19 protein-coding genes are annotated in these 26,197 nt (G+C 39.9%); 3 read left to right on the top strand and 16 right to left on the bottom strand.

The window, feature by feature from the left end; all coding sequences use genetic code 11:
• Nucleotides 1–30: 30 nt before the first annotated feature.
• The 6 genes from B5X77_RS07150 to B5X77_RS07125 all read right to left on the bottom strand — a co-directional run bounded on the left by B5X77_RS07150 (nt 31) and on the right by B5X77_RS07125 (nt 9,027).
• Nucleotides 31–1,347: a glycosyltransferase family 2 protein gene (locus B5X77_RS07150; RefSeq protein ID WP_079506576.1), complete on the bottom strand. Its 1,317-nt coding sequence runs from the start codon at nt 1,345–1,347 to the stop codon at nt 31–33.
• Nucleotides 1,348–1,618: 271 nt separating this feature from the next.
• Nucleotides 1,619–3,316, bottom strand: coding sequence for a serine hydrolase (locus tag B5X77_RS07145; protein WP_176167257.1), 1,698 nt, complete (start codon nt 3,314–3,316; stop codon nt 1,619–1,621).
• Nucleotides 3,317–3,438: 122 nt separating this feature from the next.
• Nucleotides 3,439–6,456, bottom strand: a complete 3,018-nt coding sequence (locus tag B5X77_RS07140) for a S8 family serine peptidase (RefSeq protein ID WP_079506572.1) — start codon at nt 6,454–6,456, stop codon at nt 3,439–3,441.
• Between the two features lie 263 nt (nt 6,457–6,719).
• Nucleotides 6,720–7,487 carry a tyrosine-protein phosphatase gene (locus tag B5X77_RS07135; RefSeq protein WP_079506570.1) on the bottom strand — a complete coding sequence of 256 codons (768 nt, stop codon included), beginning with the start codon at nt 7,485–7,487 and terminating at the stop codon, nt 6,720–6,722.
• A 108-nt stretch (nt 7,488–7,595) separates the two neighbouring features.
• Entirely contained in the window at nt 7,596–8,291 is a 696-nt protein-coding gene (locus B5X77_RS07130; RefSeq protein WP_257391747.1) for a CpsD/CapB family tyrosine-protein kinase, read from the bottom strand.
• On the bottom strand, nt 8,281–9,027 hold the full coding sequence (locus B5X77_RS07125; RefSeq protein WP_079506566.1) for a YveK family protein: 747 nt from the start codon (nt 9,025–9,027) through the stop codon (nt 8,281–8,283). Before B5X77_RS07125 ends, B5X77_RS07130 begins: the two co-directional genes overlap by 11 nt.
• 132 nt (nt 9,028–9,159) lie before the next feature.
• On the opposite strand from B5X77_RS07125, the gene B5X77_RS07120 reads away from it, so the two are divergent.
• Complete coding sequence (locus tag B5X77_RS07120) at nt 9,160–9,936, top strand: SGNH/GDSL hydrolase family protein (protein WP_079506564.1); 777 nt, start codon at nt 9,160–9,162, stop codon at nt 9,934–9,936.
• A 48-nt stretch (nt 9,937–9,984) separates the two neighbouring features.
• Here B5X77_RS07120 and B5X77_RS23250 read toward each other — a convergent pair whose 3' ends face one another.
• From B5X77_RS23250 to B5X77_RS07110, 3 genes are all read right to left on the bottom strand, one after another.
• The gene (locus tag B5X77_RS23250) at nt 9,985–10,149 is read right to left on the bottom strand and encodes a hypothetical protein (protein WP_176167256.1); all 165 of its coding nucleotides are present in this window, start codon (nt 10,147–10,149) and stop codon (nt 9,985–9,987) included.
• Nucleotides 10,150–10,443: 294 nt separating this feature from the next.
• Nucleotides 10,444–11,622, bottom strand: a complete 1,179-nt coding sequence (locus B5X77_RS07115) for a toxic anion resistance protein (protein ID WP_079506562.1) — start codon at nt 11,620–11,622, stop codon at nt 10,444–10,446.
• Nucleotides 11,622–12,272, bottom strand: coding sequence for a 5-bromo-4-chloroindolyl phosphate hydrolysis family protein (locus B5X77_RS07110; protein WP_079506560.1), 651 nt, complete (start codon nt 12,270–12,272; stop codon nt 11,622–11,624). The genes B5X77_RS07115 and B5X77_RS07110 overlap by 1 nt, the downstream gene beginning before the upstream one ends.
• 1,495 nt (nt 12,273–13,767) lie before the next feature.
• Between B5X77_RS07110 and B5X77_RS07105 the strand changes: the two genes are divergently transcribed.
• Nucleotides 13,768–15,249, top strand: a complete 1,482-nt coding sequence (locus tag B5X77_RS07105) for an LTA synthase family protein (RefSeq protein ID WP_176167255.1) — start codon at nt 13,768–13,770, stop codon at nt 15,247–15,249.
• A gap of 235 nt (nt 15,250–15,484) precedes the next feature.
• Nucleotides 15,485–16,183 carry a C40 family peptidase gene (locus tag B5X77_RS23245; RefSeq protein ID WP_079506556.1) on the top strand — a complete coding sequence of 233 codons (699 nt, stop codon included), beginning with the start codon at nt 15,485–15,487 and terminating at the stop codon, nt 16,181–16,183.
• A 159-nt stretch (nt 16,184–16,342) separates the two neighbouring features.
• Here the strand turns inward: B5X77_RS23245 and B5X77_RS07095 are convergent, their stop codons facing one another.
• The 7 genes from B5X77_RS07095 to B5X77_RS07065 form a co-directional block, all read right to left on the bottom strand.
• Nucleotides 16,343–17,383, bottom strand: coding sequence for a LacI family DNA-binding transcriptional regulator (locus tag B5X77_RS07095; RefSeq protein WP_079506554.1), 1,041 nt, complete (start codon nt 17,381–17,383; stop codon nt 16,343–16,345).
• A gap of 34 nt (nt 17,384–17,417) precedes the next feature.
• Nucleotides 17,418–19,367 (bottom strand): beta-galactosidase, encoded by a 1,950-nt coding sequence (locus B5X77_RS07090; RefSeq protein ID WP_079506552.1) that lies wholly within the window; start codon nt 19,365–19,367, stop codon nt 17,418–17,420.
• Nucleotides 19,368–19,377: 10 nt separating this feature from the next.
• Nucleotides 19,378–20,550 carry a galactokinase gene (locus B5X77_RS07085; protein WP_079506550.1) on the bottom strand — a complete coding sequence of 391 codons (1,173 nt, stop codon included), beginning with the start codon at nt 20,548–20,550 and terminating at the stop codon, nt 19,378–19,380.
• Between the two features lie 15 nt (nt 20,551–20,565).
• Nucleotides 20,566–22,800, bottom strand: a complete 2,235-nt coding sequence (locus tag B5X77_RS07080) for an alpha-galactosidase (RefSeq protein WP_079506548.1) — start codon at nt 22,798–22,800, stop codon at nt 20,566–20,568.
• Nucleotides 22,801–22,811: 11 nt separating this feature from the next.
• Nucleotides 22,812–23,636: a carbohydrate ABC transporter permease gene (locus tag B5X77_RS07075; RefSeq protein WP_176167254.1), complete on the bottom strand. Its 825-nt coding sequence runs from the start codon at nt 23,634–23,636 to the stop codon at nt 22,812–22,814.
• Nucleotides 23,633–24,487 (bottom strand): carbohydrate ABC transporter permease, encoded by an 855-nt coding sequence (locus B5X77_RS07070; protein ID WP_079506546.1) that lies wholly within the window; start codon nt 24,485–24,487, stop codon nt 23,633–23,635. Before B5X77_RS07070 ends, B5X77_RS07075 begins: the two co-directional genes overlap by 4 nt.
• A 358-nt stretch (nt 24,488–24,845) precedes the next feature.
• On the bottom strand, nt 24,846–26,141 hold the full coding sequence (locus B5X77_RS07065; protein ID WP_079506544.1) for an ABC transporter substrate-binding protein: 1,296 nt from the start codon (nt 26,139–26,141) through the stop codon (nt 24,846–24,848).
• Nucleotides 26,142–26,197 lie beyond the last annotated feature (56 nt).

Below are 26,197 nucleotides of genomic sequence, written 5' to 3'. Positions count from 1 at the left end.
GTGTTTATACAAGGCTGGCTTTTGATTTTATCAAGGATTTTCCCTGGCAGTTTTGTTATGCTCGGTCTTTACCCAGGTATGCTGCTGTTTCCATTTCAGGAGTCCCATTACCTGTGCATAGATAAATGTATATGCATAGTAGAAAACGGACAGGCTCATGCGGACAAATTTGAATTTATGGTTTGTATCCACCTTAATAGCGTAGTACATGCAAATAAAAAGCTGATAAGTGAATAAAAGGAGAGAAACTGCACTCGCCCCAAAAATCAGGAAAATGAAACGTTCTCCAGCGGTTGAGAGCACTTGGGTATCCTGGGTCGCCAACCCATACATTATCGCGGCCAAAATGCCGATGACAACGATACTCATCTGCACGGCTCTGGCCATGCCAAACAAATAAATCATTTGATCGAGTATTTTGAGCTTGCCCTTTTCGGTGAATAGCTTTTTTACCATCGGTTTGAAGTTGGTGAAAGCTACATACCAGTGCCCTTGCGACCAGCGGGTTCGCTGTTTGATGCTTATCTTGAAGTTTTCCGGCTTCTCATCATATACTCGCACGAAATGATTCCATAGTACTCGGCCATTGTCCTTCACTATTTCCATTTCCAACTCCAGATCCTCTGTTAAAGAATGAAAGCGGAAGCCGCCATGCTTCATTAAATAATCCACCCTGACAATGAAGCCCGTACCGCCAATTGCGTTTGGGAGCCCTATTCGGTATTTAGCAAGCTGGAAGAACCGATTTGTAATGTAATAACTCATTGCATAACCTAGCGACAAGCTATTAGCTGAATTTTTCGAGTCCAAATAGGTCTGAATGGCCTCCGGCTTACCCTTGGCAATATATTGAGAGTTTAACTCTATTAGGATATCTGGATCGACATGGTTGTCTGCATCTAATATCATTAAACAATCATACTGATCTGCTAGTTTTTCAAACCCAAGATACCTTAGAGCATACTGCAATCCAGCTGGCTTTCCTACGCCTTCCCTTGGAAAGAGCTTATCGCCAGTATTGATAAACTTCATTCCTTTTTCCCTGCAAATATCTCCGGTACGATCGGTACTATTATCATTCACAACATAAATATCATAAAGATCATTGCGGTAATTTATATTTTTCAAATTATCAATGGTCGAACCGATTACTTTCTCTTCATTATGAGCGGCTACCAAAATTAAGAATCTCGTCTGATCTTCCATTATGGTGTAATCTCTTTTGGCAGATCCAAAGCCGAAGAACGTAAGAATTACATAGTATAGCGTGTTGAGGCTAACATAAACAGTAAGAAGAAAAAATAACCCTAATACTATAGTAACAATCACTTCACCTATATCATTCATTCATACTCCTCCAGCCGCAGTTAGTTTTTTAATAGTGAATATACAGCCATTATTGACCAAATGATTGCTGCTTATTCCTCTTGTGCCTACCTCCTTATTTTGTTGGCTTATTTATGACTATAATATCCTAATATTTTTGATGAAAAGCTTGTTCGAGCAATAAATAACAAAATCTATACCTTATTTACAATGGGTTTAAATTATTTACTGTGGGTTAAAACATAACAAAAAAAGAGTGTCAATTTAGACACTCCGTTTCATTACTAACTATTTAGTTGGTACTTGCTGGATTTTTAATATAGACTTTCCGTCCAAGGAAATTAATTTCATACCATCTATCAATAACTCTTATATAGCTGACTACTTGCCCAACATCAAACTTACCGATTATGTCTGAAGAATTGCCTGATGGTTGACTATATACATCTTGTTGCAGATTCAGTGTAAGTTGCCCTGCAGCCGGCTCGCTGCCAGCAGGGTTAATAATCGTTGCACTAAATAGCGGCTTCGTATCGTTTTTATTTACGTATGCTTTTGTTGTTCCAATTTGTACCTCGTTAAATGCTCCTGCATCCTTTGTCCGGCTGAATACCTGTCCTTTTTTCAGGAAACCCATCCTAACATAGACTCCGTCTTGTCTGCGATAAGATACCCAGGCACCCTCTTCTGTTACCTCAAAATACTTAACAGAGTCAGAATACAGCAGTTCGACAGCATCTTTATGAACATAACCGACTCTATTTCCAATTATGGCTTTATAATAGCTGCCGGAAAGGGAATGTATATAAATGGATGTTCCTTTGTAAAGAGACAATAATACCTTTCCATTCGCAGCAGGCTTATTTAACACCTTAGTGTAATTTTTCGCTTTGACCCAGCCATTGTTTTTTAATGTACCAGTGATAAATCCACTAATTGGCGGTTTGGAATAGGCATACACATCTCTTTTATATATATATCCTTTCTTCCCGCCATACTGGATTTCGTACCAGCTGCCTTTGTCAGCTGAAATCATAAACGATTCACCTTTAGCCAGACTTCCAAATTTTTGTTTGAAATTTAGAATCGGGATTGGATAAACTAATGTGGTTTTCTTAGTTTTAACATAGGAAACTTTGTTTTTACTCTTATGATGTTTATAGACAATTGAAGCTATATCAGCTATGACCTTCTGAGATTTAGAATATGATAGTTTATTTGTCATTACCGCCAGAGCAAATGGATTTTTATCATAAACTATTCCAATATCGTTATATATTTTTGATTCGGGAATCATTCCCACCTTATGAGCTATTTGAGTTCCTTTAATACCTTTAGGAATCGTAGTGTTATAAACCGTCTTTTTTAAATACCCTACTAATTCCTGACCAAGAACGTTTTCCCTTGAAAAATTGTATAGACGATTCGCGTATACGACCAGGTCAGCTGAGGAGGTAAGATTCTGACCCTTTGGATATGCATTCTTCCCGCCTATTTTTTTCATATAGGCAATAAAATTGTTCTTCCCCACTTTTTCACGAAGCATAATAAAAGCAATATTATCACTATATACCATAGATTTTTTGACCAAATCTCTAATTGTATATTTTGTTCCGAATTTTTGCTTTTTGATTATTCCACTGCCTCCATAGTAATGATGTTTTTTGTAGGTCAGCTTTTCATTAAGATTGATTTTCTTAGCTGCGGCAAGCTCCATTACATATAGGGCCAGAGGCAGTTTAATGGTACTGGCCGCTTTCTTTGGACTTGTACTATTAATCTTAAATTCATCACCGGTAGAAAATTCCCTATAGTGCAAGGTGATATTTCCACCTGATTTCTTCATATAAGCCTTAAGTTCCTTTGATAGGCTTTGGTTAAAATTCTGATAAGAACTTAGAGTCGCTGCTTCTGCTTTCTCTACGGGCAGCAAGCCTGGAAGAAGCAAGAATAAAATCATTACAGCTACCATTACTCTTTTCAAAAACACTGCTATTCCCCCTAGTAAAAAATATCTATTATTCTTATATAAATATACCATTACAGGTAAAAACAGGATATATAAATTTAAAAAAAGCATGCCTTTTGAATCAGCATGCTTTTCCACTGTTATTACTCTTGGATACTATAATAATATAGATTTCCTAACAAATCCTTAAACTCAATGATATAGTTTCGGTCAGTGCTAGCTGGCAACGGATATTCTAACGTATTCACACCATTGAACAGATCGAATTCCTTTTCATCTAAAAGATTATATGAGGAATCAAATACAATTAAAGTCATTTTTATTTGTTGAGTGACCGAGATATCAAACTCAAGATTATTAATATTCCCGCTTCCTTCTGAAGCAGAGAAGCTGAAGCTTTTGGATTTCAGCCAGACTGGATCCTCATCCAATGTCATCTTTCCTTTTACTGCTGTTTCATTTCCTGCTGTATTTTTTGCTTTGATTGTATAGTAGTAGATATCACTGACTTCCGGGAAGTTGCCATCGAAGGAGCCATCCCATACAAACGAATTAGTTCCTTGCAGTTTTGATGTGTTTGCAGTAATGGTTTTGACTTTCTGATTCAATTCGTTAAATATCTCAATTGTCACGTTGGCATTCTCGGATAAATTATAGTATACGGCAGCCTCATCACCTGGAAAATACTGAACAACAGAAGGATAATTTATGACAACCTTAGTTAAGGCAACTGTAATATATCCATTATATATGGTAGTTAATTTATATTTATCGGTTATTGAAATCCTGAATTGATATTTTCCATCAACTAAGTAGTTCCCAGCCTGATCTTTCCCATTAAAAACAAAGGAATAGCTACCTTTGGCTTTATAAGTTGATGTCAGGATTGTCCGAAATATTTTATTGTCTTTCAAAAGCTCAATTTTAACAATTCCAGGTTTGCTGATCGTATATGAGATCGGCAGGTTGGTTTTTGAACGATACGTAATTGGCGCGATTGACCTAATTGCCGGTTTGACCCAATCCTGAACGCTAAAAATACTGCTTTTCATTGATTTTTTATTTCCAGCGGCATCCCGGTACTCAATATAGTATCGATATTTCCCCTCTGCTGCGTATAGTCCTTTGTCATTTTTCCCATTCCAGGAAAGTGTTGAAGCACCAGGTTTAAATACCTTGTCATACGTCAATTTCTTTACTTTTACACCTTTATCTGTTGTAACATATGTTCTTACATAAACCCATTCATTGAAGTTTACTTTTACTCCCGGCTTCACTCTTCCATCCATTTTAAATAGGGAAGAGACAATGGTTAAATTGCCTTTGGGCATAACTGAATCGACTGAAACAGCAACCCTTTTGGAAGCTTTTTTAACATTTTTGGTGTCATACGCGGACATTACCAGAGTATACTTACCGTTACTTATCTTTTTGCCTTTATTGTTTTTGCCGTTCCAAACAAGCGTCTTCTTACCTGGCTTTAAAGCTGTTTTATTATGAAGCCTCTTCACTTCTCTATGTTTGCTGTCATAAATGACAGCTGTCACTCTTGCATTTTTAGTAAGATAATACGGGATGGACAGTTTAGCCTTTAGAGCGGGTGAAAACTGAACAGATGAAGCCGCCTGGATTGATGTCGTCACCTTGTCTATAACGTTCATGGTCGCACTCTTATAAACTGTTTTCTTCCCGTTTGTCGCCTTGGCCACTAATTTATATGTTCCACTTATTGCATAGTTGCCATTATCCATTTTTCCATCCCATGCTGCAGTTAATTTTCCTCCAGCCCATTTTCTATTAGTGATGAGTTTTTTGATAATGGTCCCTTTTGAATTTTGAATGTATAAAGAAGCCGTTGTGCCGCCTTGTGCGTAGAAAGAAATATTATTTTTATTCGTTCCTTTCATTGTAAAAGATCGAGCACTAATCGTAAGGCTATGAACAGGATATGGGGTAACGAATAATGCTTTATATGCATCCACCCTGCCGTGTCCATAAAAGGAATCCCAGCCTTTTGACCCTAAATCATAAGCAGATTTCTTTAATATACTTTCAACCTGAGCCGGTTTTAAAAGCGGATTCTTCGATAATACTAATGCACTCACACCAGATACTACAGGTGAAGCCATCGAAGTACCGCTCATATTTGTATAAGAACTTCCCGAAATGGTTGAAAAGATATCTAAACCAGGTGCCGCAATATCTATATAGGATCCATAATTGGAAAACCCGGTTATTTTATCATTTTTATCCGTGGCACTTACAGCTAATACTGAAGAAATTGCAGCTGGATAGGTAGAAATATACGTACTTTCATTTCCAGCGGCCGCTATAACCATGACTCCTTTTGAATTCGCATACTTTACAGCATATTCTAATGCGTAACTATAGCTTCTACTGCCAAGGCTCAAGTTCAAAATATCAGCTTTATGATCGACTGCATACTTAATACCCTTGACAATATCATCTACATTGGCGGTTTCCCCTTTAAAAACATTAACAGGCATTATTTTAACATTGGGGGCAATACCTGATACTCCCGTCTTATTTATCGTGGCAGCAATTATGCCAGCTACATGGGTTCCATGGGGTTCACCAGTTATAGTTGAACGGCCGGTAGTGATATCTATTGGAGCTACCATTTTACCTTTTAAATCCGGGTGGCTGGTTTGTACACCACCGTCGATAACAGCTACAGTAACATTAGATGCTCCTTTATTTATATCCCAGGCTTTTGGCATTTCAATTTTATTTAAATACCACTGTTTACTGTAGCCCGGATCTCCCGGGGTAAAAGTGGCACCGAGCTTGTAGTTTGGTTCCACATATTCTACTTGCTTAAACCTTAATAGATTTTCAGCAATAGTAGTTAATTCATCTTCTGTGTCTGTTGAAACTAAGGTTAAGTTACCAAGCTTAAGATTAGTAAGTTCCTTCACGTTTACAGACTGAAGAATTTGTTGTTTTTCTTCTGAAGTAATATTAGATTCAAATTTGATAATTAACTCTCTATTTTCGAAGTCTTTTTTCTTATCAAATAAGGCTGCTGTATTAAACTTTGATATCTTCGGATTTATTTTCTCCTCTTCTGCAGAACCAACTGAAACAAAAACAAAGAAAAATAAAATGGCAAAAACAAGTGTGCCCCTGAATCTCATCATGAGTCTCCCTTAAATTTATTTTGTAACTATAATATCGGCTAACTATATTGCTAGTTAATGAGTCATCCAATTTTTTCTCCAGTAACTTTTTACCAATATATCATCTGGTAATTGCGAATTCTGTTGGAATTTATCTTTCACAATCTATTTTCTATGTACTTATGACGTTAAAAAAATCCCGGGATTTATCCGAGATCCGCTACCGCATATTTTGTTTTATAAAGGATTTATTTGAATAGGTTCTAGAAATCTTTTAAATTCTTTTAATTGAACCATCCAATCTTTTTTCTTTTTCTTACACGTGCAGGTATATCCTTATAAATATTGTTACCTTGAATAAGAAGTTCGGCATTATCCCTTAATAGATATACCATATCAGTTCCATAACGTTTTCTTACATTTGAGTAAGCTTGCTGCATATAAAAACTTCGTTTGTCCGAATTGTGGGCATCAGAAGCAATAAAATGAACAAGATTAGCATCTATTAGCTGCTCGGAGAAAGCCTTAATCTTTTTCCCAAACTGGCCAGCTATGCTTGATGCAGTAATTTGAGCAAGAGCGCCATTTTTAACGAGCTTATAAAGGGTATCGGGGCGTTCTATGATCTCGGCATTTCTTTCAGGGTGAACTATAACAGGGATTATTCCTTTCAACTGGATCTCGTAGAAAATTTGTTCTGAATAGTGTGGAACATGATTTGCGGGAAATTCAATGAATAAATACTGGGTGCGTGCCAAAGTGAGTATTTCACCCATTTCAATTCCGCTTAAAATATCACCATGGATAGCTGTTTCCTGCCCGGGCAGGATTGTCAGTGGTATCTTTTCTATTTGCAGAATTCCATTTAATTCAGATACCTTCTCTAGAATACTCGCTTTTGTATTTATATAGCGCCCATTTTTATGGTGGGGAGTAGCAATGATTGTATGGATGCCCTCCTTCACAGCACTTTTGGCTAAAGAAATACTTTCTCCCAGCGTTCTTGGTCCATCATCAATTCCATGCAGTATATGACAATGTATGTCTATCATTGCACTCACCTTTTCCGAATTTTGTAATTTTTTAGGTATATTCCAATGTTATCATCCCTAAAAAATACGGTAAAGGGTGTTTTTTGTCGAATTACGTCAACTTACAAATTAATTCCCATAATAATAGTTAGTACTTTTAAATTTTTTGTTATTTAAAACGACTCCTAGTATTTTGGCCTTGGCCGCCATTAGCAAATCTTTTGCCTTGGAAGCTTCTTCTCTTATTGTCTTTCCACTTGAAACAACCACTATAGTCCCATCACATTTATTTGATAATATTTGTGCGTCGGTTACAGCTAAGACCGGCGGCGTGTCAAAAATGATCAGGTCGAAATTCTCTTTCGCATTTTTCAAGAACAGATCCATTGATGAAGATCCCATTAATTCAGCCGGATTAGGTGGAATCGGCCCGCTGGATAGAAGGCATAAACTAGATGAATTCGACTCCACTACCGCTTCCTCTATTGAAAGCTGTCTTGTTAATACACTTGTTAATCCAAAGGTATTGGTTAAGTTGAAAGTATAATGAACAGTAGGTTTTCTTAAATCAGCATCAACCAGTAATACGTTTTTTCCTTGCTGGGAAAATACGACGGCAAGATTAGCCGCTGTCGTAGATTTCCCTTCCCCCGGTCCAGTAGAGGTGACCATTATTGTTTTTATTTCACTATCAAATGAAGTGAATTGGATATTTGTCCTTATTGTTCGGTATTGTTCGGTAATCGGGGATCTTGTATTCTGAGCTGCAATCAGCTTTCTTCTTTGGTCCAAGATACTTTTTTTTGTTTCTTTTTTAATGCCCAAGATTCTCCCCCCTCGTTCTTTTATTCCTTGTTTTTCTTTTACTGTCACGGAAATCAAGTTCAGAATCATCTATGGCTGCTATTACACCGAGAACAGGCAAGCCAAGAATGGATTCAATTTCCTGCTCATTTTTAATTGTATTATCTAAATAATCAAGAAGAAAAGCCAATCCAATTCCAGTCATTAGACCAATAATCAAAGCAATTGCTATATTTATTAGTGGTTTTGGCTTAATTGGAGATTGCCCTTCAGTAACTGTCGCTTCCGCAAGTATGCTTACATTATTAACATTCATGATTTTTGTAATCTCTTCTTGAAAAACTTTAGCAGTGGTATTTGCGATTGAAACTGCATTGTCTATGTTGCTATCTTGGACGGAAATATTCACTACTTGAGAGTTTTGTTGGCTGCTAACGTGGATTTTATCATTGAGCTGTGCAGTGGTTGCTTTAAGGTTTAATTCTTCAATTACCAGATTAAGAATGGCAGGACTTTTAATGATTACATTATAAGTATTAATATATTGCAGGTTATTTTGAACATCCCCAGCATTTAATCTTTCCTGATCATTCTTGGCCTGGTTTACAAGAATTTGGGTGGAAGCCTGATATATTGGTGTTAAATAAAAATAGCTTAATGCAGCACTCATTATAACAGCTGTAAGAGTTAAGGATAATATTAATAGTATTCTTTTTCTTAAGATGCCATATAAGTCTTTTAAAGTAACTTCTTCCATTTTGTCCTCCTGCTGGTTTATTTTTTACTAATATCTAACTCAAATTATATCATATTCATTTGAAAAATTTGCCTTTTATTGTCATAATTTAGTTAAAAATACACAACGAAATGAAAATATTGGGGGATTGCAATGAAACATTTTCTCACTATATGCCTTACTATTGTATGTTTTGCGATTTTAGTATTAGGAAATCAGCATTGGAAGGAAAAAACAAAAGTTACAGCTTATGAAGATAAGAGTGGTCTTTATAAGGAGGAAAAGGATGAGGCAGAACATGTAGGAACCGAAATTTTATCTTATACAAAAAAATGGCCTGTTGAAGCACAATTATCCTATAAACGAGCAATCAATGATAAGAAACCATACAAAATTTTAATTGCCGGTTCACCGGCATTGGGGCAACAGTCTTCTGGATGGGCATATATATTAAAGGATAAACTAAAGGAAACCTTTCATGAAACAATTGTTGTGTCTGTAAAGATTTATGACCTTAATTCCACTCAAATAATTGAGGAAAGGAAGTATGAGGAATTGGCTGCCGAAAAAGCAGATTTAATTTTACTTGAACCCTTTATACTTAAAGATAATGGTCAAGTGACAATAGAGAATTCTAATGAAAATATTAATAAAATAATAGAATCCATTAAAACCGCCAACCTGGGGGCGATTGTACTCCTGCAGCCTGCTAACCCATTATTTCAAGCGAAGTATTATCCAGTGCAAGTAGATTCATTAAAGGAGTATGCAGAAAGCAACAATATTACTTATCTTAATCATTGGGATGCATGGCCAGATCCCCAAAGTGAAGATATAAAAAAATTTCTTATTGGTGAACCTGGCACACCAAACGAAAAAGGACACCAGCTTTGGGCAGATTATTTAATTGATTATTTTATTGCTGATTAGAGCACCAAAAGCATTTAGGCAATCAAAAAAGCAGGCTGCATGCCTGCTCTACAATCTAGCTATAAGGGACCCGGCTTTCTCCTCGTGATAACTCGCTTTTTGCTGTAAACTTGCTTTTAGTTTCTCACAAAGTGCATCTTGAATAAGGGCTTCATTATAATTTTGCAATAATAAATGAAATTTGTACTTAAAATTTATTAATAATTTAAACACAATGATCCCTCCTTAACTTTGTAAAGTTTTAAAATCATTCTCAACACTTCCAAGTAACAATACCAAACAGTATAAAAGTAAATAATATATACCCTTTCCACTTAATTACTAAACATTAGTTTAATAAAATTTATCAAATGGAAAGCGATTTATTATAAGTTACGTTGGGAATGGATATTTTATTAGGGTTTTCAGGGTGTTATAAATTAATCTATTACTGATTGTTGAGAAGTTAAAAGCCTGACTCATTCGTATAGAACGTGAGTCAGGCTTTAACCCCTTTTATTACCTATATCACTTATCTTTTATCTCCAGTAGTTTCAATCTCAACTCATTCTCCATCGTAGCCAAATCCTGTTCAGCCTGACGTCTTTTCGTACGGCCTTCTTCCTGGATTCTCAATGTTTCTTCCAGTGTTGTAATCAAGTTTTCCTGCGTTTTCTTCAACGTTTCGATATCGACAATGCCACGTTCGTTTTCTTTCGCGGTTTCGATTGTGTTTGTTTTTAGCATTTCTGCGTTTTTCAACAACAGTTCATTAGTTGTTTTGGACACTTGTTTCTGTGCTTCAACTGCATGCCGCTGCCTGATCAGTGTCAGGGCAATAGCGACCTGGTTTTTCCAGAGCGGGATGGCAGTAACGATGGATGATTGGATTTTCTCCACCAATGCCTGGTTCGTATTCTGGATCAGACGGATTTGCGGCGCACTCTGGATGGTGATTTCCCTGCTTAATTTTAGGTCATACAAACGCTTATCCAGTCTGTCTGCAAATTGTATCATATCATTGACTTCCTGGAACTTCATCTGATCCTGGGATGTTTCTGCAGCCCTCTTCAGTTCCGGAATTGTTTTTTCGTTCAGTTCTTCCAGCTTCAGTTCACCTGCAGCAATGTAGATATTCAAGGCATTGAAATATTCTTTGTTTGTTTCATATAATTTCTCGAGCATTCCAATGTCGGATAGGAGAACGTTTTTTGATCGATCCAGTTTCACACTGATCCGGTCAATTTGCGCTCCTGTCTTCTGGTACTTTGATAGGATCTCTTGCACAGAACCTGAAATTTTGCCAAACATCCGGGCAAAGAAGGAGGGCTTTTCCGTACTTAGCTCCTCAGGGTTCATATTGTTCAGGTGCTTCATCAAATCATTAATGATTTCCCCTACCTCGCCAATATCCTTTTTCTGAACATGCTCTAGCATGGCATGTGAAAAAGTCAGCAGCTTCCCTTGCGCCTGAGTACCGTATTGAATCATTGCCTGATGGTTCTTCGGGTCAATCTGCTCGGCTAATTGGTATGCCCTTTGCCGGTTCTCCTCAGGAATGACATCAATCAGCTTAACAGGTCTGCTTTCGTTTTGCTGCGGGCTGGGTTGCGGCTGCAATTCCGGTGAATCGCCAAACGGATTATTCAATATATCATCCATGATATTTCCGGTGTTTTTTATTAGGTCAGTATTATTTTCTGCCATCATTTTAACCTCCTGGTTTCATCAGGAATTTCATTCAACTTCTTGATCGAATGCTTGGCGACGTCAATTTCAAAATTCAAATGGTCAATATCGTCAGCCAGCATATAGCTCAAATCTTTCTCCACGATTTGGGTCAGTTCCTTTAAGGTATCCTGTGTATCATATAAAGACCTTTCCAGTTCACGGTTCTTTCCCGGCTGGGAGGAAAGGAAGGCATACTTCTCACTCAGTTCCATTATGGAATCCAAATGGGAAAAATAAAACTGTTCTGCCTTGAAGAACCTTCTCGGTTCACGGGTGTTCAGCCTCTGAATGTTTTTCACGAGCTTTAGAAGCTCCATTCTTTGTTTAAGCGAACGGATATGGCGGATTGAAAAAAGCGATTTCTGAACCTTTTTTATCTTTACATTAGCTTCTTTAAGATTTCTCTGTATATATTGGTATTCCTTCTTGGTCAGTCTGTTTTTTTCAAGAACTCTTTTCTCTTGATAGTATCCCACTCCGAAAAACATGACTCCACCACCAATCAACCCATAAAGCGATGACATCCAGAATGTTTGGTCAAAACCAGCATAAGTAAGCAGCCAGGTGAACGCCGAAAATGGAATGGCAGCACCGGTTTGCATAAATCGTAAAAGGAATTTATTCATTAGTATCGACTCCTGTTTAGAATCTTCCTATTTATACGAATAGGAGGCACAGAATGTTTCATTTACCTGTTAAAAAATGTTTTCTCTCTTATACCTTACTTCAAATCAGTCTATTTTTCTACAGACTCGGTCCGTAATGTCTTCTAGGTCCTGAGACGTAGGGATAATTTGATAATTTGCTTTGAGGAATCCATGATTGAATCAACAATCATTATGCATGTTCTTTAGTTAGACGTGTTAAGGAACAAATTACTCTGCGGGCTTCGACTTTTTATTTTACGTTTTAACAAAGAAATTCACTTTCGACAAATTAGTGAGACAAGGATGTAAATTCATCTGGAAATTTGTAGAAACTTTTGTTGTTTGATTATTTAAAAATCGCGGTATATAAGGATTACAAGTATTAACAGTAAAAAAATACATTTAAAGAGGAGTGTTTTAAATGAAAGTAAAAGCAGGCAGCTGGAGCATGTTGAGCCCGGAGGAAAAATTCTTGTTGTTAACAGTCATCAGCAATCAAACAAAAAAACAGCGCGTCAATGAATAGTGAGAGTGGAGTGGACACAATAGGCATGAACATAAATAAGAGATTGGCTTTAATAAAAAGACTGCTATGAAGAGATATAAAGTTGCTCTCCATCAGCAGTCTTTTTATTATTATTGTCTTCTTTTAACACATGTAACACCCGTCTGTTCTTCAATCGTATTTCAACCCTGCTCTGCAGCAAGGTAGGTGTTCGTGCCTTTTCCATAATTGAGGACCTGTTTAATCGATCATTAACACCTTCGATTGCACTTATTCGATACTTCCTGCTCCGTTTACACTTCTTACTAGCGCTTGGACTATACGAATTGGTCATTGAAAATACCATTCTAATAAAAAAAGTCCTTTCATTATATCCCAACATTCTTTCTCGTTCATTCTGCACTCCGGTGATTCATACCTGAGTCTTTGTTCGCATAAGTGTGCTCCGTGACAACGTTTAATACCATCCTTATTCGCTGCAGCACTCTGAGGATTTAACATACCGCTTGCGCTTCACTTTAAACTATATCCATAACTTACATACTTGAAAATAATGCGGGTGAGTATAACTATATTGTCAATTCGTTTAGCTATACTTTTTCTGGTCTAGACTGATTGTGATTAAGCATTTTTTTGTGTGGAGTTGAAGCGTTGAAAAAGTTATCTTTTTTCTCAATCCTGACATTAATCTCACTTACCATAAAATCGCTATATGCTCGCTACGAGATTACCGGCAGCATAGAGTTGACCGGAGGAGCAACTGAGTTCTCCTTCCTATTTCTAATCGTCTTATTCACTACTATATTTCGGAACAAAATGTCTTCCTTCTTTTTTGTTGTTATAAACATAATCGGCTCTCTCTTTTTACTTACAGCTGCAATGTATTTTGACTATTACAATGCAATTTTCACTTACAAATCGATGGCACAAGCCGGCCAGCTTGGCGAAATCCGAACAAGTGTATATGCTTTGTTCAAATATGAATATTTATTGTTTTTTGCAGATTTTCCTTTCCTGTTTTTGTTACAGAAGAAAGTTACTCGAAGAAACATACAAATCGGAGCAAAAAAATTCCTGATACTCGTAACTATTAACTTCATCATTCTGTTTTGGGGCTTTTACAGGTCATCACAGGCTATCAGTGAATTAAGCAAATATAATTCATTAGGTTTATTCGCCTATCAATTGATGGATGTTGCTTCAGAAACTGGCCTTTTATTTAAAGAAGAGAAAAATATTACTCCTGATTTGGTTAAAAGCAGTAAGCCATCTCAACTGAATGCAGAGTTACAATTAAGAGGGTCGGCCAAAAATAAGAACCTAATAATCGTTCAATTGGAGTCAGTTCAAAGTTTTTTGCTCAACAAACGTATTGGAGGGGCTGAAATAACACCTAATCTGAACAAGCTCATCCAGGAATCTTACTTTTTTCCAAACTTCTACACCCAGGTAGGCAAAGGCAACACATCTGATGCAGAATTCCTGATTAACAGTTCCATATACGCGCTTGGAAGTGAACCAATGTCCACCGCCATAGCTGGTAAGGAAGTGCCGAGTTTGCCCCGGAAGTTGAAACAAGCTGGTTATTATTCTGCCACTTTTCATGCCAATGAGGTTTCCTTTTGGAGCAGAAAAGAGATGTATGAAGCTTTGGGCTTTGACGGGTATTTTGATCAGGAGTATTTTGGAACAGAAGATTATATTGCTTATGGTGTTTCAGATGAGATTTTATATAAAAAAACAGTGGAAAAATTGGCAAGTCTAAAAGACGAGAAATTTTACGCCCACATCATCGCTTTATCCAGCCATTACCCATATGACCTTCCAAAAACCAAAAACAAATATACTATAACATTACCTGAGGATTATAACGGATCAATCGTTGGTTCTTATATCAAATCTGTCAGTTATGCTGACTACGCATTTGGTAAATTGATTGAAGAACTAAAAAAATCTGGCCTCTATGATGATTCATTGATTGTAGTTTACGGGGACCACCAGGGTGTCCAAACCCAAAATGAAAAAGACACTGCACTGGTTAATGAAATTATTGGCCATGATTATCATCCCATACTAGATCATTTAAATGTTCCACTAATAGTGAAAGTGCCTTTCCAAAAAGGTAAGATAGTTAACTCAGTTGGCGGCCTGGTCGATGTCTATCCAACTATCGCAAACCTATTAGGACTTGATCTTGGAGAAGAAATTATTTTTGGCATTGACCTGATAAACACTAAAACAAATACAATCGGCTTTCGCTTTTATGCTCCTACTGGAACATTTGTAACTAGTCAGTATGCATATGCTCCAGGGAAAACAAAAGCTAGCGGTGTGCTTACGTCTCTACCTGATAGAAGAAAAAGGGAGGCTAGCCAACAATCATTGGAAGAATTGAACAAGGTCATTGATTACATAAACCTATCAGATGAATATATACGTACCATGAAATAAAACTAAGGCCAAGTCTATAACGGCTGGCCTAATTCTTTTTTTATTCTCAATAGCCCTTATTACTTCAGAAATTATCCATTTTCTTTATTTTCCGATATAATTTTCATTTACCGTGATATTTTTACATGGGAATATTGTCGCAAATTGTAATATAAATGTAATTATCCTGTTATTCGTTTGTAACCCCTTTCCTACTATAATAGGTTTATCTTTTACCAAACGGGGGTAAACAACTTTGTTTAAGAGAATACTAGCAGCATTATTGTTCTTTACACTAGTAGCCACTGTCGCACCGTCAATAGATCAAGCCTCTGCCTCTGGAAAAACCTATTATGTCAAAGTGAATTCTGGTAAATTGAATGTCCGTAAAACGGCATCTACATCTGGTGCTATTATTACTAAACTAGCAAAAGGACAAGCTGTTACGGTAACTTCTCAATCAAAAGGTTGGGCAAGAATTTCGGTAAAAGGGAAAAATGGATATGTAAGTTCAAAATTTATAGCACCCAAAACAATCAATAAAACAGCGGTAAAGAAAACAGCTGTTAAAAAAGCATCAGTAACACCTGTTGGTGATTATAAATCGCAAGCAATCTCAGTTGCAAAAAGCAATTTGGGAGTAAAATATAAATGGGCAGGAAATAACCCCAACGGATTTGATTGCTCAGGCCTTGTAAACTATTCATTTGCGAAGGCAGGAGTTAATTTACCTCGTACTGCCGGTGAAATGTACAATGTTGGCACTAAAGTGACGGCTTTTCAACCCGGTGACCTGTTATTCTACGCAACTAGCGGCGGAAGGAAAGTCACTCATGTAGCTATATACATCGGCAATGGAGAAATGATTCACTCTGCAACTTCAAAGGGTGTTTCCATTGCAAGCATTAACAATCCATATTGGAAGCCAAGATTTATTGGCGCTAAAAGACTATAAGTTTGAAACAGTGGCCTAAGGTCACTGTTTTTTTATACAAGTTGTCCAACGATCTCCGTGATCAAACTGGCAGACAACATCCTTCTAAAAACGTAGATTTGTAAGAAGTGGAATTTTATAGCGTTAACATAAATACAAAATCAAAAGAATGCTCCTGACTCAACAGCCAGGAGCATTCTTTTCTGTTATTTTTATATTTACCGGTCCGCTGCTTTCCCTGATCTCAATCTCAAACGGAACAACAACCTTTTTGGAGATGGTCCGTTTCGATTCGATTTGTTCCATCAGTAATTCAACAGCAGCCTCACCCATGAATTCAGTGTGAACTTTAACAGTTGTCAGGGACGGCTGTAAAAATCGGGATGTCGCGATGTCGTTGAAGCTCACGAGCGAGATTTCATCAGGTACCTTAACCCCTGCTTCATGAAGCGCTCTTAATGCACCGATTGCCATTGAATCATTCGCAACTACAAAGGCACTTGGTCTTCCAGGCTTTTTCAGCGCTTCAGCCATGAGCTTATATCCATCCTCAGAGGTGAAATTGCCAGTCCAGACATACTCAGGAATGTACATGTCTCTTAGTTTTAAAAACTCGTAAAATGTTGTTTCCCGTTCGTCCTTTAATGGCAGGTCACCCCTGACAAATTCCCGGCCGCCGATAAAGCCAATCTGATTGTGATCCTGCTCAATCAGGTATTCAAGAAGCTGAATCATCGCTTTCCGGAAGTCGACGACAATGGAATCATAGGTATCTGATGGCGTGTAATCGACAAGGACGATATTTCCTGCCATGGATTTGAATTGCTCGATGTCTCCTTCACTGTACTTTCCGACAGCGATGATTCCATCAAGGCCATCTACCCAATCATCCATCTGGTAGTCAGCGTTCTTGAACATTTTAACCAGGTCGATTTTCCGTTCGAAGCTTTCTTTTTCCACGCCTAGCCTGATCGACATATAATAAGGATCGGCTAATTCCTGCTCCTGGGAATACCAGTAAACAAGGCCGATTTTAGTTCGTTCTGGCTGCGGACGGGAGCTGCGCTGCCGCATGGACTTATAATTGAGCTGCTGGGCAATCTCAATAACCTTTTTCCTCGTTTCATCTGAAACAGATAAGGTATTGTCGTAATTCAGCACTCTTGAAACAGTCGCTAATGAGACGCCAGCGCGTTCAGCAATATCTTTTAGTGTAGCCATTTCTCTTTCTCCCTCCAAGCAGCCTTATTTATTACTATAAGGTTCCTTTAATAACCTTCGATGCAAAAGGAGGAAGCATTTCTTCCCTAAAAGCCACTTCTTCAGATGAGTGGTTCATCACAAAGAAATACTCCTTGCCATCGAGAATTCTTCTGTATACTTCGAGTTCTTCACTCGTCTCAAGGTTCCAAATATCATGCTTTTCAAGAATATCTGCGGCAATAACATTCAGGACATCGTTTCCGACACCGCCACCGATGTAGTAAACGGTTCCTTTACCGAAGTCATTTTTCGTAACTGCAGCGCTGGACTTGTAAAACTCGCCATCATAGCGATACAAAACTTTTGCCGTTTTTGGTGTAATCAAATCCCGCCAAACTGACATCTCGGAACGATTGCCCGTCTCATCATTGACAATCTCCACCGTCGTTGATGATGAAAGGGATTCAGTTTCATGAATTTCAATTCCTGTAATATCGGCAATATGCCCGGGCAATGTCTTCCCAAGATAGATATTATTATCACTGTCCTTCAAGCCTGCTCGATAAGAGAAAATAATTGTTCCACCCTTTTCGGCAAACTCTCTGAATCTCGCAGCAAGCTCTTCATTGATCAATTGCAGTACCGGTACGACGATGACTTTATACTTTGTAAAGTCACGGTCAATAGGGATCACATCAATTGCTGCATTCTTGTTGAAGAATGGTTCATACAGGCGAAGCAGTTCTGCAGTGAAGTCAAAGCCTGCACTTTGCTGCTGCGAACGCCAGGACCATATATTATTATAATCGTAAATGACAGCGATTTCAGCTTGAATTTCTGAATTCAGGACATTTTCATATTGGCGGATATCATTGAAGACTGATTTAACCTCTTCATATTTTCTGCCATAGCGATTATCGTGGTCGACAACTCCGTAACAGAATTGCTCAGCCCCTTTTGTCATCCCGCGCCAGCGGAAGTACAGCAGGTCTGTGCAGCCATGGGCAAATGCCTGATAGGACCACATTTTTGCCTGATTTGGCCTAGGCAGATAGCCAATGATGTCATGCCCCTGAGCACCCATCAATTCCTCAACGATCCAATAGTTTTTATCCATAAGGCCACGGTTGAAATCATGTGCCATCGCAATGGCCGCGGGAGCGATCGGTTTTTCAAGGCCGCCCCATACTGGATAGTTATCGTAAGAAACAAAATCCATAGTCCTGACGTTTTCCGCATGGTCGAACCATTTACCGAAGAAACCGCCAGAAACATTTGTGGTTACCTGCTGATGAGGACCTTTGGCTTCATGGACAATCGCTGTCATCTCGTGCGCGTAGCTATTGACAGATTCAGAACGGAATCTTGCCCAATCAAGCTTTAATGCGGGGTTATGGGTGGTGATGGTTGGCTTAGGTATAGGTATTTCCGAAAACTTGTTATACGTTTGTCCCCAAAAAATCGTTCCCCATCGCTCGTTCAGTTCATCAATACTTGGGTATTTCTTTTCGAGGAACGTCTGGAATCCACGATGGCACTGATCACAATAGCACATATCGCTGCCTTCATGGCCAAATTCATTGTCGATCTGCCAGGCAACTATTGCTTCTTCATCTCTGTAATGCTCCACCAGCTTTTGCGTGATTTGGGCGCTGTATTTTCGGTAGACGTCTGAATTGAAGCAGTACTGCCTTCTGCCGCCAAATACACGGACATGTCCATTTTCGTCTTCAGATAGGATGTCAGGGTATTTGTCCGCAAGCCAGGCGGGGAATGTTGCAGTAGGCGTTCCAAACATGACCGAAAAGCCTTCCTTTTTCAGCTCTGAAATTACTTCATCAAAGAAGGAGAAGTCAAACTGCCCTTCTTCCTTCTCCATCAAATGCCAGGCGAATTCCCCGATCCTGACCATATTAGCTCCAAGACCTTTGATGCCCTGGATGTCCTGCTTCATCATTTCCTTTGGCCAATGCTCTGGATAGTAATCTACACCAAGGTACATGGTTGCCCTCCTATTCCTGTGAAGCGGTGATTTCCCTGGCACCGCCGCCTGCATTTACGATATAAAAAGTGGCTTCATAGCCGATTTTTTCTTTATATTTCTTGCCTACTTCCTCGATAAAAGCATCCACCTGCTCGTTTTTCACGATGTTGACTGTGCAGCCGCCAAAACCTGCGCCTGTCATCCTCGCCCCGATTGTGCCTTCCTGCTCCCAGGCGGCTTCTGCCAGTGCATCCAGTTCCTTGCCGCTGACTTCATAATCATCCCTTAGAGAAAGGTGGGATGCTTTCATCAATTCTCCAAATGCATCCAGGTTCCCTTGCTCGAGAATTTCAATCGCTTTTACCGTCCGGTGGTTTTCCGTTACCACGTGACGGACACGTTTCACTTCTTCCCCTGTCAGCAAGCCTTTGTGTTCCTCAAATTGCTCCGGGGACATTTCGGCAAGATTGGAAATCGGCAATTCCTTCTGCAGTTTTTCCAAAGCGGCCTCGCATGTACTTCTCCGCTCATTATAGGCAGAATCGGCCAGCCCTCTTTTCTTGTTTGTGTTAGCGATCACTATCTTGCTGTCCGAAAGTTCAAATGGCGTATAGCGGTAATCAAGCGTCTCACAATCCAGCAAAATGGCGTGCCCTTCTTTGCCAAAGCCGACGGCAAACTGGTCCATGATGCCGCAGTTTACTCCGATGAATTTGTTTTCAACATTCTGGCTCAATCTCACCAACTCTAGCGTGGAAACACCAAGCTGATAGTTTTCATTTACCAGTACTGCTGTGACAAGTTCGATTGATGCTGAAGAGGACAGCCCAGCTCCGTTAGGGATATTCCCTTCAAAAAAGACGTCCATGCCATGCTTGAAGCCGATCTCTGTCTGCATGTACCTAAAAACTCCGATCGGGAAGTTGGCCCAGTCCTGATCTTTTTTATATCTTAAATCCTCTAAATCTGCTTCGATAACTCCTTTATCGGAAAAATTGCTCGAATACAGCTTTAGTTTCTTGTCATCTCTCTTCCTTGCAATCGCATATGTTCCGATTTCAAGCGCGACCGGTAAAACATGCCCGCCATTATAGTCAATATGCTCGCCAATCAAATTCACTCGCCCGGGAGCAAAAAAGGAACGAGTCGGTTCCTGGCTCTCACCAAATATCTCGATAAATTGCGCTGTTCTTTCTTCCACTGATGACTTCCCCCTCTACTTTACTGCTTCCAGTTTCCAGACAACCGAACGAAAATCCCCAGCCATGAAAGTTTGAGGGGTATGGACCGTCCCATTGTAAAAAGGAGGCAGCAGCAATCCGATATTTGCTAATTCCTCTCCGGTCATTTCTAGTCCGGTTTCTTTGAATCGATATAAAGTCTTTGCATCAAGTCCGTGTACCTTTACCCGCTTCAAGCCCGGGTTGGGTTTCGCAAGTGTCCGGTAATAAGCAACAAGTGCTTCGGATTTATCCTTCGCTACCACTGCCCAGGAAGTGTCATTCCCTTCAAACGGGCTAAGCAGCCGGTAAAAATCACCTTTTTGAATCATAGAACGATTTTCTTTGTAAAAGATGATTTGCTTTTTCATCTCTTCTTTTTCTGCATCTGTCATTTTCGTAACATCTAATTCATATCCAAACATGCCGAATAATGCTGTGTTGAATCTGGTTTCCAGCGGAGTGATTCTTCCCGTCTGATGGTTTGGTACACTTGATACATGTGCACCCATCGTGCTCAGCGGATAGACAAGCGATGTTCCGTACTGGATTTTCAGCCTTTCGATGGCGTCCGTGTTGTCGCTGGTCCATGTTTGCGGCATGTAGTATAGCATTCCAGGATCGAAGCGATTTCCGCCGCTTGCACATGATTCGAACAAGATTTCCGGGAAAGCGGAAACGAGACGCTCGAGCAAGTCATATAAGCCAAGGATATATCGATGGGCCGTTTCCTCCTGGCGCCCTGCCGGCAGCTGTGCCGAGCCGATTTCTGTCATGACCCGGTTCATGTCCCATTTGACGTAAGCAATCGGGCCGGAGCCAAATACCTTGGAAAGAGAATCAAACAGATAATCCCTGACATCCTGTCTTGTCAAATCAAGAATGAACTGATTCCGGCCGTGGCTCAGATGGCGGTCCTGGACTCCAAGAACCCATTCTGGATGGTTCTCATAAAGTGCACTCTTCTTTGAGATCATTTCAGGCTCTACCCAGATACCAAACTTCATCCCGTCCCGGCTGACTTTTTCAGCTAGGCCCTTCACACCGTTTGGCAGCTTGTTCAGGTCTGGTGTCCAATCTCCAAGGGATGTTGTATCGTTGTTGCGTCCCTCGAACCAGCCATCATCCAGTACGAACAGCTCAACTCCAAGCCGATTTGCTTCATCAGAGATGGAGAGAATTTTTTCCTCGTTAAAATCAAAGTACGTGGCTTCCCAGTTATTGATGAGCACCGGGCGTTCACGGTCGCGCCAAATGCCCCTGACAAGCCTGTTTTGGTAGAGATCATGGAAGCTGTGGCTCATACCGTTCAGTCCATTGGCCGCGTAGACCATGACGGCTTCCGGTGTTTGGAAGGTTTCACCCGGCTCAAGCTTCCAGCTGAAGTCAAATGGATTAATTCCCATGAAAACACGCGAAGTATCGTAATGATCAACCTGGACACCTGCTGTGAAGTTCCCGCTGTAGACAAGATTGAAGCCAAACACATCTCCTGTATGCTCATTGGCATTCAAAGCTTTTAGTGCCAGGAATGGATTGTTCTGTGAACTGCTGGTACCGCGTTTACTGTCAATCAGCTGGATTCCTTTGTGCAAACGATTGCTTTCGATATTCCGTTCACGAATCCAGGCACCGCTCAAGTGCACTAAATCATAATCGGCATCGGGAAAATCTACGGACATGCTGAGCATTCTGTTGATTTCCAATTCTTCAGTGCCTTTATTTTTTAATCTGGCATTCCTCAGGATGACATTACGGTCATGGAATACCGTGTAGGAAAGGGTCAATCCTGCTTTTAGCTTCTGATCAACCAGCTTTATCTCAAGTGTTTCGGCTTCATCATCGCTTTCAGTATAAACAGCTGGAAGGCCCTCCAATGCTGGCTTTCCATTTAACAGCTTGTATGAATCGTATTCAAAAAGAGTAACCCGGCTGCCATCCGGCTGTGACACCTGGATGGCAGGCTCCCGGAAGTCACCTGTTCCATAGACAGGATATTCCTGCTTCAGGAACTCAAGGGAAAAATGCTGATCGCCCTCGAAGGTAAAGGTCGCGTTCCCAAGCGGCTCGTTAGGGAGTTGGAACAAATAAGAGAAATCCTCTCGATGGGCAACCTTTTTTCCGAAATAGAGATGCCCTGGCTGCCCATTTTCCATGATTCGGAAAATATAGCTGGTGTTTTTACCTTGTAAATGAAATTGCTTTTTCTCTTCATTGATAAAAATCGGCATCGTCTTCCTCCTTACTTCACGGCGCTGCCAAGCATGCCTGAGATGAACTGGCGCTGTAGGACCAGGAAGAAAATGATAATAGGTACAGTTGCCAGTGTTACACCTGCCATTACCTGGCCATAGTCAATACGGGAAAGGCCGAACAAGCTGGAAAGCGCAACAGGGAATGTGTACATATCTGTTGAAGAGAGCGCAATCAATGGCCATAGGAAGCTATTCCACTGGAACATGAATAGAAAGATCGCTGTTGCTGCAAGTGCAGGCTTCATTGATGGCAATACGATGCTGTAGAAAATCTTCCACTCGCCTGCTCCGTCCATTCTCGCCGCTTCAATCAGAGATGTCGGGAATGCGAGCATATTCTGTCTCATCAGGAAGATTGCAAAAGGATAAGCAAGGTTTGGCAGGATCAATGCCCAGTACGTGTTAAGCCAGCCTAATGCCGCCATCATTTTAAACAATGGAATGATTGTCGCATGGTATGGAATCATCATTGATAACAAGAAAATCCCGAAAATCACATTGCGACCTTTGAAATCGAATTTGGCAAACGCATAAGCTGCCATGGTGGAAATCAACAGAGCCAAAATCGTGTAGATACTTGCTGTGAATAGAGAGTTGAACATGACACGTCCGATGTTGATGGATTCATCAAGGTTCGAGAGGTTCTCCATCAGCTTAGTTCCCGGAGTCAGTACCGGCGGTTTTGAGAACATCTTTCCGCTCTCATTTGTTGCGCCAATTGCGGCCCAGTAGAATGGGAAAAGCGAAATTAAAGATCCAATGGCTAATGCAATATATAATGATATTTTTTTAATAGAAGTTTGTTTTTTCATTCTTGATCACCTGTCACCTTAAATTGGATGAATGTCAAGATGCCGATCAGCACAACGATTACATATGCAATGGTTGATGCATAGCCAAATTCGAAATAACGGAATCCTGTCTGATATAGGTACATGCCGATTGTCAAAGTAGAGTCACTAGGTCCGCCTTTTGTCAAAGTGTACGGCTCATCGAACAACTGCAGCGTTCCAATCGTTGATAATACCGCTGTAAACAAAATGACTGGCTTTAGCTGCGGAATGGTGATGGAGAAGAACTGCCTGATCTTCGATGCACCGTCCATGCTTGCCGCTTCATACAGCTCTTCCGGGATATTCTGCAATCCGGCAAGGTAAATGACCATGTTATAGCCAACCCAGCGCCATGTCATCGCAATGATCAAGGATGCTTTTGCCCAGAATGGATTTGAAAGCCATGGAATCGAATCAATGCCAAAAAGGTTCAGCACCTGATTAAAAATCCCGTCATTCATTAGCATGATGGAGAAAATGATTGAGTATGCTACCAGTGACGTTACAGCCGGAAGGAAAAACGTAACCCGGAAAAGCCCTTTTAGCTTAAGGAGCGCCGAGTTCAACAGCGTTGCAACCACGATAGCCAGAAATAACATGAGAGGAACTTGGATAATTAAAATGATAAAGGTGTTTTTAAGCGCGGTTAAAAAGATTTCATCCGAAAACAGCCGCTTGTAATTATCTAATCCAGAAAACTCCATCACACCGCCTGCACTCGTTTGGAAGCTTAGTATGAATGAAGAAATGATTGGATAAAGCATAAAGATGCTGAACAATATCACAGCAGGTGCGATGAATAAGTATGGTACATATGCTTTGGTCTTCATCGATCATCCTTCTTTCTTTTTATTAAAGCCCTTTCCTCACAAGGTTGTGTGGAGATGGAAAAGAGCATTGAGATTTTTGATTTCTTTGTAGGTGGTGCTTTTTAGACATTCTGACTGTATTCACCCTCTGAGATGTAGAATGTCATACTCTCCGAAATGTCCATTAAACCTTGTTTCTTAGACACTTTGACGGCTTTCACCCTCTGAAATGTCTATTAAAACTTTCTTCTTAGACTTTTTAGAATGTCATACTCTCCGAAATGTCCATTTAACTTTTCCTGGAGAATCTTTATAAAAAACGAGAGACTTAGAAAGCCCCGACCTTCTGCCTCTAAATCTCTCATTTTGTTATTCAAAATTAGTGTTTGTTAATATCACGCTTTGTACGGTCTTTCAAGCGTTTTGCAGCTTCTTCAAGAGCCTTGCCGGCATCTTTGCCATTGAATGTGTCAGCTTGTGCCTTGATTGCTTCGTCAAGCCCTAAAGAGTAATCCTTAGTGTAGTAAGCAGTTGGAACATCAGCCATTTCTTCAGTGAACATTTTCCAGATTGGCTGGCCGCCGAAGAACTCGTCGTTAGCAGTGAACAGTTCGCTTTCGTAAGCAGTGTTCAATGATGGGAAAAGACCGTGCTTTTCCATTGCCATTGTCTGGATCTCAGGAGTTGTTGAGAAGTACTCAAGGAATTTGTAAGCTTCTTTAGCGTTCTTTGAAGCAGCAGGAATCATCCAGCTTGAGCCGCCAAGGTTTGCTGCGCGGTTTCCGCCTTCTTCAAATGCAGGAAGTTGGAATACGCCCCAATCACCTTTTGAATCTTTCGCCTGATCGATGATTGTACCATAGTACCAAGCACCGAACGGAATTGTTGCTACAGAACCATCAACCGTTGCAGAAACGACGCCATTCCAGCCATCAACATCTTTGATCAGGCCAGCTTCGTCAAATTTCTTTTGCATTTCCATAGCCTGGACTGCTTTAGGATGTGTCAGGTCAATATTGCCTTTCTCATCGAAATAGTAAACACCAAGCTGGTTCAGCATCATACGGAATGTAGGATCATCTTTGAATTTATCAAGCGGCATTGCGAATGCGCCTGTCTTTTCTTTAATTGTTTTGCCGGCTTCAAGGAAATCATCCCATGTCTGGATCTCTTCAGGGTTCACGCCAGCCTTTTCAAATACACTGCGGCGATAGAACATTCCTGTTGGGCCTGCATCAAATGGCATTGCATAATAGGTATCATTTACCTTTGCCATATCGTTTTTGAACTGAGGGAAAGATTCGCCATGCTTATCGAAGCCTTCCTTAGTTAGATCTAAAAATCCTTTAGGGAATGATTCAACATATCCATGAATCCTGTCATCTTCTACAAGCACAATGTCAGGAAGACCGACACCGCCAGCCGCAAGGCCGGTTGATAGTTTGTCATATACATCAAGGCGTCCAATATCTTCTACTTTAAGTTCAACATTAGGGTTTTCCTTTTTGAACTTCTCAGCAGCTTCGTTCAAAGCTCCGACGTTGACATTCCACGCCCAAGCAGTGAGTGTCACTTTGCCATCTTCCCCTTTGCCACCAGAGCTGTCGTTAGAGCAGCCTGAAATCACTAACACAAATGCGGCAACGAGACTAAAAAGAGTTAAAAGCTTTTTCATGCGTTTACTTCCCCCTTAACCTTAATGAATTACCTCATATGCAGCCGCTTTCAATT

It is taken from the genome of Mesobacillus jeotgali (genome assembly GCF_900166585.1).
In the GTDB taxonomy this organism is placed as follows: domain Bacteria; phylum Bacillota; class Bacilli; order Bacillales; family Cytobacillaceae; genus Mesobacillus; species Mesobacillus jeotgali_A.
The sequence above is the reverse complement of the archived record's forward strand: the minus strand, read 5'-3'. Positions and strand labels throughout refer to the sequence as shown.

Bases quoted from the DNA above. Each gene is read 5' to 3' on its own strand.
- B5X77_RS07150 (WP_079506576.1), bottom strand. From the start codon at position 1,347: ATGAATGATATAGGTGAAGTGATTGTTACTATAGTATTAGGGTTATTT.
- B5X77_RS07140 (WP_079506572.1), bottom strand. From the start codon at position 6,456: ATGATGAGATTCAGGGGCACACTTGTTTTTGCCATTTTATTTTTCTTT.
- B5X77_RS07135 (WP_079506570.1), bottom strand. From the start codon at position 7,487: ATGATAGACATACATTGTCATATACTGCATGGAATTGATGATGGACCA.
- B5X77_RS07125 (WP_079506566.1), bottom strand. From the start codon at position 9,027: ATGGAAGAAGTTACTTTAAAAGACTTATATGGCATCTTAAGAAAAAGA.
- B5X77_RS07120 (WP_079506564.1), top strand. From the start codon at position 9,160: ATGAAACATTTTCTCACTATATGCCTTACTATTGTATGTTTTGCGATT.
- B5X77_RS07115 (WP_079506562.1), bottom strand. From the start codon at position 11,622: ATGGCAGAAAATAATACTGACCTAATAAAAAACACCGGAAATATCATG.
- B5X77_RS07110 (WP_079506560.1), bottom strand. From the start codon at position 12,272: ATGAATAAATTCCTTTTACGATTTATGCAAACCGGTGCTGCCATTCCA.
- B5X77_RS07095 (WP_079506554.1), bottom strand. From the start codon at position 17,383: ATGGCTACACTAAAAGATATTGCTGAACGCGCTGGCGTCTCATTAGCG.
- B5X77_RS07090 (WP_079506552.1), bottom strand. From the start codon at position 19,367: ATGTACCTTGGTGTAGATTACTATCCAGAGCATTGGCCAAAGGAAATG.
- B5X77_RS07080 (WP_079506548.1), bottom strand. From the start codon at position 22,800: ATGCCGATTTTTATCAATGAAGAGAAAAAGCAATTTCATTTACAAGGT.
- B5X77_RS07075 (WP_176167254.1), bottom strand. From the start codon at position 23,636: ATGAAAAAACAAACTTCTATTAAAAAAATATCATTATATATTGCATTA.
- B5X77_RS07070 (WP_079506546.1), bottom strand. From the start codon at position 24,487: ATGAAGACCAAAGCATATGTACCATACTTATTCATCGCACCTGCTGTG.
- B5X77_RS07065 (WP_079506544.1), bottom strand. From the start codon at position 26,141: ATGAAAAAGCTTTTAACTCTTTTTAGTCTCGTTGCCGCATTTGTGTTA.